This is a genomic window from Marivita hallyeonensis, from assembly GCF_900129875.1.
GTDB lineage: Bacteria > Pseudomonadota > Alphaproteobacteria > Rhodobacterales > Rhodobacteraceae > Marivita > Marivita hallyeonensis.
The window spans coordinates 588,910-606,293 of sequence record NZ_FQXC01000003.1; the positions used below are offsets into that span (position 1 = coordinate 588,910).

Below are 17,384 nucleotides of genomic sequence, written 5' to 3' on the forward strand. Positions count from 1 at the left end.
AACAAACGAGGGGCCTTTTGGCCCCTCGAACTTTCTGCACATAACGGTCTCGTGAAGGAGTGGCGTTTTGAATAAGCAAGGTTCCCGTCAAAACTACTATCATGCCCAACAGTCAATCAAATCCGAGCGGGAGAACGAATACGATATTATCTTCCGCATTACACGAGAGCTCAAACAGGCATTTTTGGTGAGATACGAAGATTATCCAAAATTTGTGAACGCCTTAAACAAAAATCGAAATCTTTGGACCATACTCGCGTCAGACTTGTTGCAACCTGGCAATCAGTTGCCAAAAGAATTGAAGGCCCAACTGTTCTATCTTGGTGAATTTGTGCAGGATTACTCACGCCGCGCCTTGAAGGAGCGTCTTTCTATTTCACCTTTGCTTGATGTGAACATGTCCATTCTGCGTGGATTGAGGAATAAGGACATTGATGCATGAGTGGATTGGTTTTGAAATTGGCACCAAAAGAGCGGCTTTTGGTGAATGGCGCGGTGATTGAAAATGGCGATCGTCGAAGCCGCATTCATGTCCTCACCCCAAAGGCAAATATTCTTCGTTTGAAAGATGCAATACATCCTGATGAGGCCAACACGCCAGTGAAGAGAGCGTGTTACCTCGCTCAACTCTTGTTGAGTGGTGATGCTGACACAGGACTTGTCACCTCTCGGTTGGAGATGCAGATCACCGACCTAACCGAGGTTTTCCGGGATACGCATTGTGCTGACGTGCTTGCCAGTGCGCTCACAGCACTCCGAGCACAGAACAACTACATCTGCTTGAAGCGGCTTAGAGAACTGCTGCCGTTGGAGCAATCGATCCTACGGAGCTATCGCGGGTGAGCTTTCAGCCAGTTGTACTTGGGAGCGGACTTGGGGCATGGAACTTTGTCAAGCGGACGCTCGCGCATCAGAAGAACATGCACGCGACGACACCCTCGCTCACTCGAGACATCGCTTTCTTTGCGAAATCACACCGCGATTTCTTCACAGCGGACGCGTTGACGTCTCACCCGCAAGCTCTTCGGGTCGTCCTCGGTGCGTATGGCCTTTCCGAGGACACCGATCACCAGTTTCTTATCCGGAAGATCATGTCTGACGGAACTGGAGAGGGCGCACTGGCCACGAAACTGTCCGACCGGCGCTACAGAGAGCTTGCCAGCGATATTGACTATTCCCAAGATGTTGCGTGGTTTGACCGAAATCCGCAACTGGCGTCGCGCATCATCGACGGCTATCGGGACGATTCGTTTGAAGCGGCCATCGGAGAGGTTGATGAAAATATCCGCCTTGCCTTGAACTTCGATAGGAAGATCGGGGATATCGGACTAGGTGCAAGTGGTACAGCCACGGCATGGTTTCAGATCTTGGGAACACCACCCTTGCGTTTGGTCATGGAAAAAGCGCTTGGTCTGCCCAAAGAATTCGCCAATCTTGATATCGACGATCAGCACAGCCGGATCAGAGACAAAGCGAAGTCCGTTCTAGGAACGGACGACGTTGCCGCAATTGCTTCGGACGAAGTTCGTGACAAGATCATCGACAAGTTCATCCTTGCGCAGCAGGTCTCAAACTTCGGGCACCAAAGTTCATTGCAAACGGCGCTCATTCTTTTGTCGTGAGAAGCGCACCTGATCCGGATGCTCGAATAGGATCTAGCGCCAAAGACGGGTCAGCCGTCATGGATTGGCCGAGGGCGCCGCATCTCCGCAGAAGCAAGGAGAGTTTCTGAAAGCTGCCTGCAACGCCTGCATCGGTTTTTCCTTTCAAGAAGTCCTGGAAAAGCGTGTGAAACGCCACACTCTGATCGATCTCGGGATCCGAGCCCACCTCGTAAAGACCCGTTCGGATCAAGGGAGACGACTCCGCATAGCGTGCGGCAAGAGCGCGTGCCTTGGTGATAACCTCGTTCTCGGCATCCGAGGCGACGTCCGTCAATGACCGCGACACAGAAGCAAGCAAATCTACGGCGGGGAAATGCCCTTGCTCTGCAAGGGCCCGATCCAGAATGATGTGGCCATCAAGGATGCCGCGCAGCATGTCGGCCACAGGCTCATTCATGTCAGATCCTGCGACAAGAACGCTAAAAATGGACGTGATGTCGCCTCCACCGACTCGCCCTGTGCCGGATCGCTCTACCAGCCCGGCGATTTTTGCCGGTGTTGAGGCTGGGAAACCACGAAGGCTTGGAAACTCACCCGCCGAAATCGCAACTTCGCGATGCGCTTCGGCAAACCGGGTGATGGAGTCGATCACCAGCAGCACATGCCTCCCTTCATCCCGAAAATACTCAGCAACGCGCATTGCGGTCAGTGCGCAGCGACACCGGACCGTCGGAGGCGCGTCGGCCGTGGCTGCAACCACAACCGAACGGGCCAGCCCGTCCATACCCAGCACCATCTCGGTGAAGTGCCGCACCTCGCGACCCCGTTCACCGACCAGCGCAAGCACGACGACATCGGCCTCGACCGATTTCATCAAATCAGCGAGTAACGAGGATTTCCCCACGCCCGATCCCGCAAAGATCCCGATCCGCTGACCGCGTGCAATGGGAAGCATGGTGTTGAAGATGTGGAATCCAGTTTCCAGGCGTCCACCGAACGGTTTTCGCGCAAGGGCCGGTGGTGGATCGCAAACCACATCCAGGGCGCGATCGCCTACAGGCAATGGGCCATCATCCAACGGGCTGCCAAACGGATCGAGAATGCGTCCAAGCCAATCTTCGCAGGGCGAAATCGGAGCACGCCCCAGCGAAATCACCTGATCCGACAAGGACACCTGGTCGGCGGCCTTGTCCGGAAGCATGGTGATCGTCTCTGTGTCGATGCGGAGAACCTCGCCGTCGAGCGCACCAGCGACGCGTCGGAACAAACGCAACCTGTCACCAAGCTGTACCCGATCTTCAAGTCCGGCGATCCGGATCAGGTGCCCATCCACAGATTGCACCCTCCCGAACGCGCGACTTTGCGGAATCTCGGATACGCGATCCAACAAGTGTTTAAGGGCGGCATTCTGCATCGTGCGCTCCGTTTCGGTTTCGCAAACCCTTTATAAAGGAATCAGGGTTAAGCCTTTGTTGAACGCAACGAGGGAGAAGCCCCGCTATGTTTCAAAACTTGGATATGTTCAAAACAGCCATGTCGATGGCGCGCCATGCAGGCCATAAGCAGGCGCTGACGTCGCAGAATATCGCAAATTCCGACACACCCGGTTACCGCAGGCGGTCTTTGCAAGATTTCAGTGAATTGGTCCCTCAAAGGGACATGGGATTTCCTCTGAAATCGACCCGCAGTCGCCATTTCGGGTTCGGGACACACGCCGTGCCTGTTGCGACTGTGTCTGGAACAAATAGTGAACCCAACGGCAATAGTGTGGTGTTGGCTGACGAGGTCCTGACCTCGGTTGACGCAAAGCGTCAGCATGATCGCGCGCTCGCGATTTATCGGGCGTCCCTTGGCATGCTGCGAAGCACGCTAAGCAAGCAATAGGAGCTGCTCAATGTCCGCGTTTACCAACGCTCTCAGCGTCTCCACCAGTGGCCTCAAAGCCCAATCCCAACGCTTGCGCATCGTGGCCGAGAACGTCGCCAATACAGACACCCCCGGATACCACAGGAAAACCGTTCAATTCGGCACGACGCCCGGCATCTCTGGGGTCGCAGAGGTTGAAATCGACCGAGTGTCGCTCGACCGGCGCGAAGGGGAGCGCATCTACGACCCGGGTCACCCGATGTCGGATGCGACCGGCCACTTCACCGGCTCCAACGTCGAACTCGTGATCGAAATCGCCGACGCCAGAGAAGCACAACGCAGCTACGAAGCCAACCTCAAGATGTTCGACCAGGTTCGACAGATGTCGACCGGGCTGATGGACCTCTTGCGCAAGTAAAATTTCCAGAACGGAGAACACCCATGGACGTTAAATCCCTATTTGCCACGCAGCAATACAACGCACTGAAACCAGCGACGAAACCCGATCCGCGTGACGCGATCGCCGAAAGCTTTGCGAAGATTACCGAAGACTTCGCGCAGACGCTAAGAACAACCGAAGCGACGGCTCTGAACGCGATGTCCGGTGATGCCGACCCTCACGCGCTTGTTGAAGCCCTGACGCAGTCGCAACTCGCTGTCGAAACGGCGGTGACCGTGCGCAACCGGGTGGTTGAGGCGTATCAGGAAATCCTGCGCATGCCTGTCTGACATGTTGTTTTCCGAAGGGTTCGTTTTTGACACGCTACGCGAAGCCCTTCGCGTCGCAGTCGTCATCTCGGCACCGGTTCTGATTGTTGCCCTTCTGACGGGTGTTTCGATCGGTTTGTTCCAGGCGCTGACCTCGATCCAGGAAATGACGCTGACTTTTGTGCCCAAACTCATGGCGATGCTCGCCGTGTTCTGGATGTCGATGAGCTTCATGACGCGCAATCTCACAGACTTCTTTCATGTCGTGGTCATTCCCGCGATCGCAGGAGGATAAAATGGAAAGCACTGGATACGTCACGCTGGCGCGGCAATCGGGATTGATGCGCGAGATGGAAACGATTGCCCATAACATGGCGAACGCGGCGACGACCGGCTTCCGCCAGCAAGGCTTGGTCTTCTCGGAATACGTCCATGCAGTTGAAGGCGGACACAGCCTTTCGATGGCTGCCGCGCGGGTCAAAAAGACATCGACGGCGCAGGGTATTCTGACGCAAACCGGAAACACGCTGGACCTTGCGATTGAAGGGTCTGGATATTTTCAGGTTGAAACGCCCGATGGTGTGCGACTGACACGCGCCGGTGCTTTCAACGTCAGCTCCGAAGGCGATATCGTCTCATCCGACGGACACCGGGTCCTGGATTTGGGCGGCGCCCCGATCAATGTCCCTCCGGGCGAGTTATCCGTTCAGGTCGCTGCCGATGGCACAGTCAGCGCGGGTGAAAGGCTTCTCGGACAGATCGGGATCGTCGAACCCGAGAAGGGCGCTGATCTGATCCGTGAAGCAGGTGTGCTTTTCCGAACCGACGCGCCGTTGTCTCCGTCGACCGATGGCAAGATTCTGCAGGGTCATCTCGAGGGCTCTAACGTGGATGCCATCTCGCAGCTAACACGGATGATCGAAGTGCAGCGCGCCTATGAAATGGGTCAGAAGCTTTTGGACATGGACCACGAAAGATCCAAGGCGACCCTCGAAACTCTCATAAAATGAAAGGCTTAACATGCGAGCCCTCAAGATTGCAGCGACAGGAATGACGGCGCAGCAGATGCGCGTCGAGATCATTTCAAACAACCTCTCAAACATGAACACGACAGGGTACAACGCACGCCGGGCAGAGTTCTCTGACCTTCATTATCAACAGATCGCACGCGCGGGTACGGTGAACGCTGCGGATGGCACTGTTCTGCCGACCGGTGTGCAAGTGGGTTTGGGTGTACGCCCCGCCGCAGTCTCTGTGCATCTTGCGCAAGGGTCGCTGACACAAACGAATTCCGACCTAGACGTTGCCATCGACGGCAATGGCTACCTTGAGGTGACAATGCCTTCGGGCCAAACCGCCTATACCCGCGACGGGTCTTTGAAACGTGACGCGGAAGGGCTGATCGTGACATCCGAGGGCTTCACCATCGCCCCTGAAATCGTCATTCCGCAGGACGCCAGAAGCATTTCGATCAATCCTGAAGGTGAGGTCTACGCATATTTTGCGGATGCGGCCGAACCGCAAATCCTTGGTCAAATCAACCTTGTCGGATTTGCAAATGCCAAGGGTCTCGAGGCACTGGGCGGCAACCTCTTTGGCGAAACAGAGGCGTCCGGCGGTCCGCTTGTGGCAACCCCCGGTGAAGACGGGTTGGGCACCTTGCGGCAAGGCTATCTCGAAGACAGTTCCGTCGATCCCGTGCGCGAGCTGACAGAGCTGATCGAAGCGCAAAGGGGCTACGAGCTGAACGCGAAAGTGATTTCTGCAGTCGACCAGATGCTCGGCGCCACGACCCAGGTTCGCTGATGCGAATGGTCCTGAGTGTTCTGATTGCGGTTATGGCGCATGGTGTCCAAGCCGACACGCTTTTTGCGACGAAGACCTTGCGCGCGCGTCACGTGCTCACCGCCGAGGACGTTCTCCTGAAATCGGAAACTATCGCTGGTGCCGCATCGGATCCGGAAAGTGTTATTGGGGCAGAGCTCCTTCGCTCCGTCTATGCTGGTCGACCGATCCTGCTCGACAATCTTGCACAACCGACGCTCGTCGACCGCAATGAAGTCGTGCGCGCCGTGTTCACGCTGAATGGGCTCACCATCGAAACCGAGGCGCGCGCCTTGCAGCGCGGTCGTCTCGGCGACGTCATCAACGCCATGAACCTCACGTCACGCAAATCCATCCGGGCCGAGGTCTTGGCCAACGGCGAATTGAAGGTCCTGCCTTAACATGTCTCGTTTGTCCGCTCTCGTCCTGTGTGCCCTTGTGTGGGCCAGCGCGGCATGTGACCGCATCGATCACGTGGGACGCGCTCCGCAATTGTCACCGCAAGCAGAGAGTACCGAGAGACAGGCGATGATCTTCTCCGGACTGCCCTTGACCACCGAGGACACGTCCTCCTACCGTCAGGCGTCCCTGTGGAGTGGTGATCACAATTCGCTATTTGGCGATCGCAGGGCCTTCAAGACAGGGGATATCCTGACTGTCCTGATCGAAATAGATGACGAGGCCGAGTTCTCGAATTCCTCATCGCGCTCCAGAAGCGCTCAGGAAAGCCTTGGTGTGCCCCAGCTTTTCGGGCTGCCACAAAGGAAGAACAAATCCTTTCCGGACGGTGCAAGTTTGGACACGGCCGTCGAATTTGACTCGTCGAGCCAATCCAAGGGAAATGGGTCCGTCCGGCGCAATGAACGCCTGACACTGCGGGTCGCCGCGACGGTCGTCGACGTGTTGCCCAATGGCGTTCTGAGCATCCAGGGGTCACAGGAAGTCCGCGTCAACTTCGAGCTTCGGGAGCTCTTGGTGTCCGGCTTCGTGCGTCGGGCGGATATCAGCCGTCAAAACGACATCACCTACGACAAGATTGCGTCCGCCCGGATTTCGTACGGCGGGCGGGGACACATCAGTGACGTTCAACAACCACGCATTGGGCAGCAAGTGCTGGATGCGATCCTTCCTTTCTGACGCCGGGACATTTCATCATGTTGAAGAAAATTCTGCCGCTCATTTCCCTTCTGATCGGCCTCGGTGGCGGTGTCGGTGCAGCAATGGTTCTTGCACCGGACAAGCAAGACGACACGCATCACGAAGAACAGTCCGCGGATGCCGAACACGAAGACAGTGAGCACGAGCAAGAAGCTGAAAGCGACGGCGAACCCGCGCCGGGTTCGGCCGAGATCGTCAAGTTACCAAATCAGTTTGTGATCCCGGTCATCGTCCACAACCGGGTCCGTTCCATGCTGATCTTGGCTGTCGCCATTGAGATCGATCCGGCTCAGGCTGACACCGTTCGGTCTCTTGAGCCGAAAATGCGCGACATCTTCCTAGAGGAACTGTTCAACCTCGCGGCGCTGGACGGATTCAAGGACGACCTGATCACCAAGAAGACGCTGGACCTTGTGAGAAGCACTCTGACGGCACGCGCACGCGCTTTGCTTCAGACCGACGACGTCTCGGTTCTGATTACCGACATGGCCCGACAGGATGTCCGCTAAAGACGCTTCCTCAGTTCAAACAGCGTTGCATACTCGGTACCTTCGTCGCGCACGGAGTCTTGTGCCCGGGATGCGTGCTCGATCAACATTTGCACACCAAGCTGTTTCCGCAGTTCGGTCTTCAAGTCCGCCTTTGCCTCTTCAACAGCGATGGCAGAGTGCGCCAAAGCAGGCTGCAACTCGTTGATGCGTTGCCTGAGCCGGAGCATGCGGCTCTCGTGAAACCGAAAACTGGCTGCATTCAGCCCGCCGAATGCATCGAGGGATTGTGCCGAGCGGGCCGCGTCCGACACGAGGAGCTTTTGATGTTCACCGAGTTGCCTTTTGTCGGCAGATGCGGATGCCAGGGCAAGTTGCATCTGCTCAATCCGCGCGTCGAGGACAGAAAGCATCCTGGAAAGGTTCTTGGTTCGGCTCATCGCTTTTGCATCCCCTGAATGCGGCGCGCGTAGCCGATCGCAATGGCAGCGGCCTTGTAGTGATCGCGATTGATGAAGCTGCCGATGCCGACGGTCGCGTACAGTAGTCTTGCGGTAGGTGGGTCAGAATAGATCGGCACGCCGGATTGTATGGCGAGTTCACGGATCTTCCGCGCCGTTTCGTCCGCGCCCTTTGCCACCAGTTTTGGGACTTCCTCGGTACCGCCGTCCCATTTCAGCGCAATCGCGTAATGCGTCGGATTGGTGATGACCACGGCCGCCTTTGGCACGTCGAGCAGCATGCGGTTTGTAGCTATCTCCTCGGCCCGGGCGCGGCGCTGTTGCCGCATCGACTCGTCGCCTTCTTCGTTTTTGTGCTCGTCCTTCAGCTCTTTGTGCGACATGCGGTTCTTTTTGGCATGCGCGTGCACCTGCCACATGACATCAATCGCGGCGAATACGGCGAGGATCCCAAGGATACTCCAGAACCATGTCGCCGTGACGTGATACATCCTCTGGAGCACGCCATAGCTCTCGAACAGGATCGTCTGACCGAAGAAACCCGAAAATGTGTCGTAGAACAGATACGCCAGCAGGCAGTAACACAGGAATTTCAGCGTGCTCTTCGCGAACTCGAAAAGCCCTGAGGGGCCGAATTTTTTCTTTGCGTTGGCGAGCGGCGATACTTTCGAAAGCTTTGGTGCCAGTTTGCTCGGTGTGAAAATGATCTGCCGGCCGGCGATCAGGCCGGCAATGATTGCGACGACGGGAAGCACAAAAATCGCCGCCAGAAGCGGCAAGAGGGAACTGACGATTGTTGTGAACAGACCGTCGAAACCCTCACCATGTTCTTCCCAGACACCCTCGAAGTATAAGGCCCGCAGATCTGTGAAGACCGGCCAAAGCAGCGACTTCGTGACAATCGCCAGCCCGACCAAAAGGGACGCGAAAAGCCCAAGTGAGACGACGTCCTGTGACCGGACAATCTCGCCTTTCTTGCGTGCATCCTCGAGTTTTCGACGTGAGGCTTCGTACGGTTTGTCGCTGTCGGCATCATCCCCGCCGCTCATTTGAACGCGCTCATCGGCATTTCGAGGATCTGCAACGCTTTTTGCTGCCAAACGCTCAGGATCGGCTCTGAATGCTTCAGCAGAAGGTAGATTGAGTAAAGGCTGACGAAGGGGATACCGATAAAGGACACCATCAACTGCGGCAGCGCTTTGTTCGAAAAGCCGATGGCAAGGTAGTAGATCAGGAAGATGCTGATAAAGCCCGAGGCGAGGACGAAGGCTTGGACGAAAATGTAATTGATCAGCTTTGTCCAAGTCATTGCGGCGAATGCGAGGGCGTCGCTGACGCTCGGTATCTCGAGCTCATAGGTCAGAACAAAGCTTACAAGAATCTCGTTTGCCAGCGATGTAGAGAAAATGATCGCAAGGGCCGAAACAGTCAGAATGTGACTGATGACCGGCATCGGCTCGACCGTGTTGCCAAGCATCTGGGACAGAGAAACCGACTGGCTGATCATCATCCCGGCCATCTCCAAGAGATGCAGAACGCTTCTTGCGATGAGACCGAAAAAGAGCCCGATCATCGTTTCGAAGAGGATGAAGCGGGCAAGTTTGTCGAACTCGGGAGGGGTTGCTGGCAAGCTCTCTTGAACCACCGGGGCAAGGGCGGCGGACAACATCAGACCCGTGAGCAGGCGACTTCGCACCGGTACAAGGTTGTGCCCGAACCCCGGAGCCGACGCCATGGCCGGCCCGATGCGAAGGAACACCGCGAAAACGTACCAGAGTTCGATCGTAACATCGTTCAGTAACCCGTCCAGACCGGTCATGCCGCAATCGTCCCGACGAGCGCAGGCTTCGCATCGATACCGATTTCCTCAAAAGCCAGAACAGGATTTGTGATCCCCTTCGCGGTTAACACGCTGCGAAGAAAGCGCCGGCGGCGGCCTTGTGTTATCAGCGCTGGAAAGATGCCTTTCTGGCTTGTCCTCGAAAACTCTTCGGAGATCTTGGAGGTCAGCTGTTCGAAATCCTTGGGCGGAAGCGCCACGTCCGGCGCGCCACGCTCATTGGCGATTTCGCAATCCGCAAAGCGCTTCTCCCAATCGGATGCGAGCTGTACCAGCGGGATGGTGCCGTCTTCACGTCGGAGCGATGCGACGAGCTGAAACCCAAGCCGCTGCCGGACATGTTCGCAAAGCGCTTCGGACGTGAATCCATGTCCCCGGGCCTCTGCGATGGCTTCGAGGATCAGTTGGAAATTGCGGATGGACACCTGTTCGTCCAGCAACAGCTTCAGCACTTGCAGGAGGGTTTCCATAGGCACCTTGTCCGGCACGACATCGTCGATGAGCTGCCGATTGGCCTCTGCACGCGTCGGGTTCGACAAAGCGCCCCATTCGTCCAGCAACCGGCGCAGGGACTTCATGGTCAACAGACGCCCGAGGTTGCGTTTGATGATTTCGAGAAGATGGGTCGCAAGAACTTCGCTGGGCAGTACGACGGTCGCGCCGTTCATCGCGGCATCCTCGCGCTGCGCGGCCTGTATCCACCGGGCTGGAGCGCCGTAGACCGGCTCTTCCACATCGCGACCGGAGGGCAGCGAAATGACGTCTTCCGGTATGAGGGCAAGCACGAGGTCCGGGTGCAGCACGCCGCGCGCAACCTCAACGCCGTGCAGACGGACAACATACGTGCCGTCTTTGAGGGTCGCATCGTCTGTCAGACGCACCTCTGGCATGATGATGCCAAAGCTTTTCGCAATATGCGTCCGCATGTTCACGATCCGTGAATCAAGACCGTTCGCAGGATCGAGAACCATATCCACGAGATCGGGCGCGAATTCCACATGCACATCGTCGAGGTCGAGCGAATCCCCAATGGGACGATCCCGGGCGGGAAGAGGAGCTTCGGCTGCGTCGGCTTCGTCCTCTTCGTCTTGCCGCGTGGCATTGACCCAGTACGCCAGGCCCCCGAGGATGAGCCCTCCGGCAAGGAACGGCAGAAACGGTAGGCCGGGAACCAGTGCGAACAGGACCATCAGAACAGCCACAGTCGCTAGTGCTGCCGGGTGCCGGCCAAGTTGGGTTGTGATGGCTATGTCAGTCGCCCCGACAGCGCCGCCGCGCGCCAGCAAAAGCGCAGCCGCAATCGAGATAATCACCGCCGGGATTTGCGTCACCAACCCATCGCCGACGGTGAGGATGGCGTAGGTCTCGAAAGCGGCACCGATGGGCATCCCATGAACGATGGTGCCCATGATCAAGCCAACGATCAGGTTGAGCAGGGTAATCAGAAGACCAGCGATGGCGTCGCCCTTCACGAATTTCGACGCCCCGTCGAGTGAGCCGAAAAATGTCGTTTCCAGCTGTTCACGCTCGCGGCGTGCCCGGGCATCCGAGTGCGTGATCGCGCCTGCGGCCATATCGCTGTCGATGGCCAACTGTTTGCCGGGCATGCCATCCAGAGCAAATCGCGCGCCGACTTCGGCCATACGCGCGGCACCCTTTGTGATCACCATGAAATTGACGATCAAAAGAACGCAAAAAACGACCAGACCCAGGAAAACACTTCCGCTCATGACGAAGTCTGCGAAGCCCTGAATCACATGGCCCGCTGCATCTGTTCCGGTATGCCCTTGTCCGATGATCAGTTTGGTCGAGCTGATATTCAGCGAAAGCCGGAGCATCAGCGAGGCCAGAAGGATCGTCGGGAAAGCGGAAAAATCGAGTGGTCTTTCAACAAAGAGCGTGACTGTGAAAATCAGGATTGCGAGCGCAAATGACGCCGCGAGTCCCACGTCAAGCACAAAGGCCGGAACTGGCAGGATCATCATGACGATGACGGCCATCAGAGCAACGGCCAGAACGACGGTTGGTTTGGCGAAAAGCTCGCGCAGACCTCCCGTCATCGGTTCGACCTTTGGAAGTCGATCAACGGTCGGGTGTTTTGCGTGGACGACAGGAAAAGTGAGCCTGCGCTGCGCGTTCCGGTCGACGGGGCAACCTGTGAAACCACCTCGTTTATTGGTGCTGTCACGTTGTCGAGGGACGCGTGAAACTCTGAAAACTTTGCCTTGTATTTGTCGGCATATTCCGGCGTCCGACTGTGATATGCCCCTGCAGCATCCGTCCAATTCCCGAATTCCGCGTGCAGCGCCTTGAGGAACTGCGCCGCATAGGCAGCGTTTGCCACTGGATCGAACATTTCGTCCAGATCGCGAAATCCCTCGGCATGCCAGCGATAGTTTATCTGGAAACAGCCGATATCGATGTTTGAGGCGCCGGTTTTCACCTTTGAGAACACATAGGAACGGGCTTCATCTTCGGTCTGAAACCAAGTGCCATCACCGGCGTGGTTCACGGCCCAAGGCCAGGGATCGTTTCGTAACCCGCCGCGCCCTGTCTCCAGCCGCGTGATGGCGAGCAGAACCTTGGCAGGCACCCCATGGGCATCGGCGGCCCGAAACGCCGCCGCATCACAGATGTTGGCCGATGCGATACCGCCCGTCGCCAGACAAGCTGTCACCGTTGTCAGAAAGAGATGTATCGTCCGGCGTAAGACGCGCATGTAAGCCCTCGCGTTCTGCGATTTCGCAGGACACTAGGACCCGTAGCGTTACGATTTGGTTAGCGCGTTGAGCTAGAAGAAGGCCTCGAAGGCGGCAACCGCCCCTCCGCCAATCAACGCGCCGACAAGCGTCCAGAGAATGGCCGTGCGCAGCGGATGGGATTTCGCTTCGGGCTGCGTTTGTGCCTGAGCAATAAGTACCTGTTCCACCAATCCGGGAAGACGGGGACCAAAGCGTGCGAGGACCATCGCAGTTTTCCCAAGGTCTTTCGCAAATGCGCGGGGCCCGATGCTTGTCTTGATGTAGTCTTCAACTATCGGCTGGGCGACGTTCCAGATATTCATCTTCGGGTTCAAAGACCGGGCAACCCCTTCGACCACGACCATCGTGCGCTGCAAAAGGATCAACTCGGTTCGTGTTTCCATGCCGAAGCGTTCCGTCACTTCGAACAAATAACTGAGCAAGCGCCCCATCGAGATGCGCGTGGCATCCATGCCGAAAATCGGTTCGCCAACTGCCCTGAGGGCACGCGCGAATTCATCGACGTCGCGGTCTTCGGGCACGTAACCCGCCTCAAAATGCACTTCGGCAACACGTTTGTAGTCCCGGCGAATGAACCCGTAGAGGATCTCTGCGTAGACGCGCCGGGTGTATTCGTCGATATGCCCCATAATTCCGAAATCGAGCGCGATGATATCGCCGTTCGGCGCGACCTTCAGGTTGCCTTGATGCATGTCCGCGTGAAAGTACCCGTCGCGAAGTGCGTGCTGCAGGAAAAGCTGCAGCACCCGTTCGCTCAACGCGACGCGATCATGGCCCGCCGCGTCGAGCGCCGCGTTGTCACCCAAGGGCAAACCTTCCGCCCAGCCAAGTGTCATGACACGACGACCGGACAGCTCCCACTTGACCTCGGGCAATTGAAATCCGGGATCATTCTTCGTGTTTGCCGCATATTCAGAGGCCGCTGCGGATTCGAGGCGAAGATCAAGCTCGCCTTTCACAACGCCCTCGAAATGCGTGATCACGTCCTTTGGACGCAAGCGGCGCGAGGACGGTGAGAGCCCTTCGATCATGCCCGCCGCGAAATAGAAAGCGTCGATGTCCTTGCGGAAATCCTTTTCAATATTTGGGCGGAGTACCTTTACCGCGACGGTTTCGCCGGTCTGGGCAAGCTTGGCTTTATGCACCTGTGCAATGGAAGCCGCGGCCACGGGTTCGCTGAACTCGGAAAAGACGCTGTCCACGTCGATGCCCAGCTCGGACTCGACCATGGCTTTGGCTTCAGTCACGGAAAACGGCGGCAGCTTGTCCTGCAGAACCCGCAACTGCGCCGCCATGGTGTCGCCTACCACGTCGGGGCGCGTGCTGAGCACCTGTCCGAACTTGATATAGGCCGGACCCAAAGCGGTGAGCGCCCGCGGTGCCGCGGGGGTTGTTGGATCCCCGTTATAGCCGAGCCACTTGAAGGGCCAGCCGAGCAACCGCGCCGCCATGCGCAGAGGTTTTGGCGCATCGAACGCATCCAGCACGACGCCCATGGCTCCTGTACGTTCCAGCGTCGCGCCCGTACGGATCAGCCGTAAAATGTTGTGAGGACCTCTCACGTCAGATCTTCCACCCCGAATGCAGGCAGGCAATTCCCATGCTCAGATTTCGGTATTTCGCGTTCTCGAATCCAGCCTGGCGCACCATGCCGAGTAACGTCTCCTGATCGGGGAATTTGCGGATCGACTCGACAAGGTACTGATAGCTGTCGCGATCATTTGCGATGGCTTGGCCCATGCGCGGAATGATGTTGAAAGAATACAGGTCGTAGACCTTCTGCATCAGATCATTCGGGATCTGGCTGAACTCCAGCACCATCAGGCGTCCGCCGGGACGCAGCACCCGAAACGCTTCGTTCAGCGCTTCTTGCGGACGTGTGACGTTTCGAATGCCAAAAGAGATGGTGTAGACGTCGAATGTGTTGTCCTCGAACGGCAGTTTCATCGCATCGCCAACAACCCAATCAAGGCTGTCGCCCATCGCCGCTGCCTCGGCCCGTTTGCGGCCTTCGACGAGCATGGGCTCTGTCAGGTCGAGCACCGTCGCATGTCCTTGTCCGGCGCGTTTGAGAAACCGAAAGGAGATGTCGCCGGTGCCGCCAGCGACATCCAGAAGTTTCTGCCCTCTGCGCGGTGCAAGCCAATCCATCATCGCGTCTTTCCAGAGACGATGAATGCCTAGCGACATGGCGTCGTTCATGACGTCGTATTTCGACGCTACTGAACTGAACACACCTTGAACGCGGCCCGCTTTTTCGTTTTCCGGGACATCCTGAAATCCGAAATGTGTGGTGGATTGGTTTTCGTCTGCCATACGTCTTGTCGTTTCTCCTGCCAGACTTTCTTATAGAGCGCCGGACAGACGTTACAATGCGACCACACGAGACAGGATAGCCAGAATGCCCGAATTGCCCGAGGTTGAGACAGTCCGACGCGGGCTTGCTCCTGCGATGGAGGGACAGGTGATCACACGGGCGCAGGTGAACCGTCCTGATTTGCGCTGGCCATTTCCGGACAACATGGCCGATCGGCTGTCAGGTAAACGCGTTTTGCGCCTGCGGCGACGGTCAAAATACATCCTTGCCGATCTTGATAGTGCTGAGACGCTGCTCATTCATCTGGGCATGTCAGGACGAATGCTGGTGTCGGGCGATCCGCTTGGCCAATTCGTGCATGATCATCCAGCCCCGGAAAAGCACGATCACGTCGTTCTCGACATGGAGAACGGCGCGCGCATCACGTTCAACGATCCCCGGCGGTTCGGCGCGATGGATGTGTTTGCCACCGATACGGCGGACCAGCATCCTTTGTTGGCGAGTCTGGGGCCAGAACCTTTGGGCAACAGCTTTGACGAAAGCTATCTCGTAACGGCACTTTCTGGTCGGAATACGCCGATGAAATCCGCTTTGCTGGATCAAAAGACAGTTGCGGGACTGGGGAATATCTATGTTTGCGAAGCGCTGTTTCGATCAAAAATTCATCCAACGCGGCCCGCGCGTCGTGTGTCGAAAAACCGGATTGCGGGATTGGTCCCGGTCATCCGAGATGTCCTGTCGGATGCGATCGAGGCTGGCGGATCATCTTTGCGCGATTTCCGCCAAGCTGATGGTGAACTTGGATATTTTCAGCATAGCTTCGATGTCTACGGGCGCGAAGGCGCGCCATGTCGAACGCCCGACTGCACTTCGAACATTCGCCGTATCGTGCAGTCAGGTCGGTCGACCTTCTATTGCCCGACCTGTCAAAGATAGCTTGAATGGCACCAATCACATGCGTAAGGCTGCACGCCTGAGATCACCGAACGGAGCCCTCACTCATGGCTTATGAGACGATCATCGTCGAAATCGAAGATCACGTTGCTACCATCAAATTGAACCGCCCCGACGCGCTGAACGCGTTGAACAGCCAACTGCTCTCAGAGCTGGCCAGTGCGCTAGAAGATGCTGACGCCAATGAAAAAGTGCGGTGTATCATCCTGACGGGCTCGTCCAAGGCGTTTGCTGCCGGGGCTGACATCAAAGAGATGTCCGAAAAGAGCTTTGTCGAAATGTTCATGTCGGATTTCTTCGGCTCCGAATCGCAAGCGGTCTGCAAGGTGCGCAAGCCCATCATTGCAGCCGTGTCTGGCTACGCGCTGGGCGGTGGATGCGAATTGGCCATGATGTGCGATTTTATCATCGCGTCGGACACGGCCAAGTTCGGCCAGCCGGAAATCAACCTCGGGGTGGTCGCCGGAATCGGCGGCACGCAGCGACTCACACGGTTCGTCGGCAAATCCAAATCCATGGACATGCATCTGACGGGCCGCTTCATGGATGCAGAAGAAGCCGAACGTGCCGGTCTAGTCAGCCGCGTGGTGCCTGCAAAAGCGCTGATGGAAGAAGCCTACTCCGCAGCTGCCAAGATCGCCGAGAAGTCGATGCTTGCCACCTTTGCGGTGAAGGAAGCGGTCAATCGTGCGTATGAGACAACGCTTGCCGAAGGACTGCTTGTTGAACGCAGGCTCTTCCACTCGTTGTTTGCGACCGAGGATCAGAAGGAAGGCATGGCGGCGTTTCTGGAAAAACGCACGGCCCAGTTCCGCGACAGATAAGGCCTTTTCACCGAAGGCATCTCCGGCTATACGCCGCCGATACATGCGCGTGATGCCCGCTTGGCAAGATTCGTTCCGGTCTCGGTTCCGGGCAGGCCATCATTGTGCAACTGAAATTGGAACCGAAGAACCAGGATCGATCACATGGCAAATTCGCCCCAGTCCAAGAAGCGCGCACGTCAGAACGAAAAGCGCTTCGCTATCAACAAAGCGCGCCGTTCGCGCATCCGTACATTCCTGCGCAAAGTCGAAGAGGCTATCTCCTCTGGAGACAAGGATGCGGCCACCGCAGCCCTGCGCGCAGCGCAGCCTGAAATCATGCGCGGCGTGACCAAAGGCGTCTTCCACAAGAACACAGCATCGCGGAAAATTTCGCGTCTTGCAGCACGCGTCAAATCGCTTGGCTGAGAATCGGCGGCTTTCAAAACCGCATCGGAAAATCAAGACGCCGCCCCCATCAGGGCGGCGTTTTTTGCTCAGGCTTGCGCAGCTTTGCACCGGTCAGAGATTCTTTTTCAGCATTCCCAGAGTCAATAATTAAGTTCTGTTGATGCGATCAATTTGAGCCTGCTAACACT

23 protein-coding genes are annotated in these 17,384 nt (G+C 57.0%); 15 read left to right on the top strand and 8 right to left on the bottom strand.

Annotated features, from left to right (window positions below; all coding sequences use genetic code 11):
* The first annotated feature begins 67 nt into the window (after positions 1-67).
* From flaF to BUA42_RS12255, 3 genes are read left to right on the top strand one after another with little or no spacing between them, the layout of a single operon-like run.
* The gene (gene flaF / locus BUA42_RS12245) at positions 68-442 is read left to right on the top strand and encodes a flagellar biosynthesis regulator FlaF (RefSeq protein ID WP_072778172.1); all 375 of its coding nucleotides are present in this window, start codon (positions 68-70) and stop codon (positions 440-442) included.
* Positions 439-843: a flagellar biosynthesis repressor FlbT gene (gene flbT, locus BUA42_RS12250; protein WP_072778173.1), complete on the top strand. Its 405-nt coding sequence runs from the start codon at positions 439-441 to the stop codon at positions 841-843. Before flaF ends, flbT begins: the two co-directional genes overlap by 4 nt.
* Complete coding sequence (locus tag BUA42_RS12255) at positions 840-1,622, top strand: DUF1217 domain-containing protein (protein WP_072778175.1); 783 nt, start codon at positions 840-842, stop codon at positions 1,620-1,622. Before flbT ends, BUA42_RS12255 begins: the two co-directional genes overlap by 4 nt.
* On the opposite strand, the gene BUA42_RS12260 is transcribed toward BUA42_RS12255, so the two are convergent.
* Positions 1,606-3,018 carry a FliI/YscN family ATPase gene (locus BUA42_RS12260; protein WP_072778177.1) on the bottom strand — a complete coding sequence of 471 codons (1,413 nt, stop codon included), beginning with the start codon at positions 3,016-3,018 and terminating at the stop codon, positions 1,606-1,608. The genes BUA42_RS12255 and BUA42_RS12260 overlap by 17 nt on opposite strands.
* 125 nt (positions 3,019-3,143) lie before the next feature.
* Here BUA42_RS12260 and BUA42_RS12265 point away from each other — a divergent pair, with 125 nt between their 5' ends.
* From BUA42_RS12265 to BUA42_RS12305, 9 genes are read left to right on the top strand one after another with little or no spacing between them, the layout of a single operon-like run.
* The gene (locus BUA42_RS12265; protein WP_245819009.1) at positions 3,144-3,488 is read left to right on the top strand and encodes a flagellar biosynthesis protein FlgB; all 345 of its coding nucleotides are present in this window, start codon (positions 3,144-3,146) and stop codon (positions 3,486-3,488) included.
* Positions 3,489-3,498: 10 nt separating this feature from the next.
* A complete protein-coding gene (flgC, locus tag BUA42_RS12270; RefSeq protein WP_072778181.1) occupies positions 3,499-3,888 on the top strand; it encodes a flagellar basal body rod protein FlgC in 390 nt (129 codons plus the stop codon).
* Positions 3,889-3,911: 23 nt separating this feature from the next.
* Positions 3,912-4,199: a flagellar hook-basal body complex protein FliE gene (gene fliE, locus BUA42_RS12275; protein WP_072778183.1), complete on the top strand. Its 288-nt coding sequence runs from the start codon at positions 3,912-3,914 to the stop codon at positions 4,197-4,199.
* 4 nt (positions 4,200-4,203) lie between these two features.
* Positions 4,204-4,473, top strand: coding sequence for a flagellar biosynthetic protein FliQ (locus BUA42_RS12280; protein ID WP_072778456.1), 270 nt, complete (start codon positions 4,204-4,206; stop codon positions 4,471-4,473).
* Between the two features lies 1 nt (position 4,474).
* Positions 4,475-5,188: a flagellar hook-basal body complex protein gene (locus tag BUA42_RS12285; protein WP_072778185.1), complete on the top strand. Its 714-nt coding sequence runs from the start codon at positions 4,475-4,477 to the stop codon at positions 5,186-5,188.
* 10 nt (positions 5,189-5,198) lie between these two features.
* Positions 5,199-5,984, top strand: coding sequence for a flagellar basal-body rod protein FlgG (gene flgG / locus BUA42_RS12290; protein WP_072778187.1), 786 nt, complete (start codon positions 5,199-5,201; stop codon positions 5,982-5,984).
* The gene (gene flgA, locus BUA42_RS12295) at positions 5,984-6,403 is read left to right on the top strand and encodes a flagellar basal body P-ring formation chaperone FlgA (protein ID WP_072778189.1); all 420 of its coding nucleotides are present in this window, start codon (positions 5,984-5,986) and stop codon (positions 6,401-6,403) included. The genes flgG and flgA overlap by 1 nt, the downstream gene beginning before the upstream one ends.
* 1 nt (position 6,404) lies before the next feature.
* Positions 6,405-7,139, top strand: coding sequence for a flagellar basal body L-ring protein FlgH (flgH, locus tag BUA42_RS12300; RefSeq protein WP_072778190.1), 735 nt, complete (start codon positions 6,405-6,407; stop codon positions 7,137-7,139).
* A 17-nt stretch (positions 7,140-7,156) separates the two neighbouring features.
* Positions 7,157-7,669 (top strand): type III secretion system chaperone family protein, encoded by a 513-nt coding sequence (locus BUA42_RS12305; RefSeq protein WP_072778192.1) that lies wholly within the window; start codon positions 7,157-7,159, stop codon positions 7,667-7,669.
* Here the strand turns inward: BUA42_RS12305 and BUA42_RS12310 are convergent.
* The 7 genes from BUA42_RS12310 to ubiE all read right to left on the bottom strand — a co-directional run bounded on the left by BUA42_RS12310 (position 7,666) and on the right by ubiE (position 15,027).
* Positions 7,666-8,088, bottom strand: a complete 423-nt coding sequence (locus tag BUA42_RS12310; RefSeq protein WP_072778194.1) for a hypothetical protein — start codon at positions 8,086-8,088, stop codon at positions 7,666-7,668. The two genes, BUA42_RS12305 and BUA42_RS12310, sit on opposite strands and share 4 nt — an antisense overlap.
* On the bottom strand, positions 8,085-9,158 hold the full coding sequence (locus BUA42_RS12315; protein WP_072778196.1) for an EscU/YscU/HrcU family type III secretion system export apparatus switch protein: 1,074 nt from the start codon (positions 9,156-9,158) through the stop codon (positions 8,085-8,087). The genes BUA42_RS12310 and BUA42_RS12315 overlap by 4 nt, the downstream gene beginning before the upstream one ends.
* Positions 9,155-9,928: a flagellar biosynthetic protein FliR gene (locus tag BUA42_RS12320; protein WP_072778197.1), complete on the bottom strand. Its 774-nt coding sequence runs from the start codon at positions 9,926-9,928 to the stop codon at positions 9,155-9,157. Before BUA42_RS12320 ends, BUA42_RS12315 begins: the two co-directional genes overlap by 4 nt.
* Positions 9,925-12,009, bottom strand: a complete 2,085-nt coding sequence (gene flhA, locus BUA42_RS12325) for a flagellar biosynthesis protein FlhA (RefSeq protein ID WP_072778199.1) — start codon at positions 12,007-12,009, stop codon at positions 9,925-9,927. The genes BUA42_RS12320 and flhA overlap by 4 nt, the downstream gene beginning before the upstream one ends.
* The gene (locus tag BUA42_RS12330) at positions 12,006-12,668 is read right to left on the bottom strand and encodes a lytic transglycosylase domain-containing protein (RefSeq protein WP_072778201.1); all 663 of its coding nucleotides are present in this window, start codon (positions 12,666-12,668) and stop codon (positions 12,006-12,008) included. Before BUA42_RS12330 ends, flhA begins: the two co-directional genes overlap by 4 nt.
* A gap of 72 nt (positions 12,669-12,740) precedes the next feature.
* Positions 12,741-14,273 carry a 2-polyprenylphenol 6-hydroxylase gene (gene ubiB / locus BUA42_RS12335; protein ID WP_072778202.1) on the bottom strand — a complete coding sequence of 511 codons (1,533 nt, stop codon included), beginning with the start codon at positions 14,271-14,273 and terminating at the stop codon, positions 12,741-12,743.
* Between the two features lies 1 nt (position 14,274).
* The gene (gene ubiE / locus BUA42_RS12340; protein ID WP_072778204.1) at positions 14,275-15,027 is read right to left on the bottom strand and encodes a bifunctional demethylmenaquinone methyltransferase/2-methoxy-6-polyprenyl-1,4-benzoquinol methylase UbiE; all 753 of its coding nucleotides are present in this window, start codon (positions 15,025-15,027) and stop codon (positions 14,275-14,277) included.
* Positions 15,028-15,112: 85 nt separating this feature from the next.
* Between ubiE and mutM the strand changes: the two genes are divergently transcribed.
* From mutM to rpsT, 3 genes are all read left to right on the top strand, one after another.
* On the top strand, positions 15,113-15,964 hold the full coding sequence (gene mutM, locus BUA42_RS12345; RefSeq protein ID WP_072778205.1) for a bifunctional DNA-formamidopyrimidine glycosylase/DNA-(apurinic or apyrimidinic site) lyase: 852 nt from the start codon (positions 15,113-15,115) through the stop codon (positions 15,962-15,964).
* A gap of 65 nt (positions 15,965-16,029) precedes the next feature.
* On the top strand, positions 16,030-16,806 hold the full coding sequence (locus BUA42_RS12350) for an enoyl-CoA hydratase (protein WP_072778206.1): 777 nt from the start codon (positions 16,030-16,032) through the stop codon (positions 16,804-16,806).
* A 144-nt stretch (positions 16,807-16,950) separates the two neighbouring features.
* Positions 16,951-17,214: a 30S ribosomal protein S20 gene (rpsT, locus tag BUA42_RS12355; protein ID WP_072778208.1), complete on the top strand. Its 264-nt coding sequence runs from the start codon at positions 16,951-16,953 to the stop codon at positions 17,212-17,214.
* Positions 17,215-17,384: the final 170 nt, after the last annotated feature.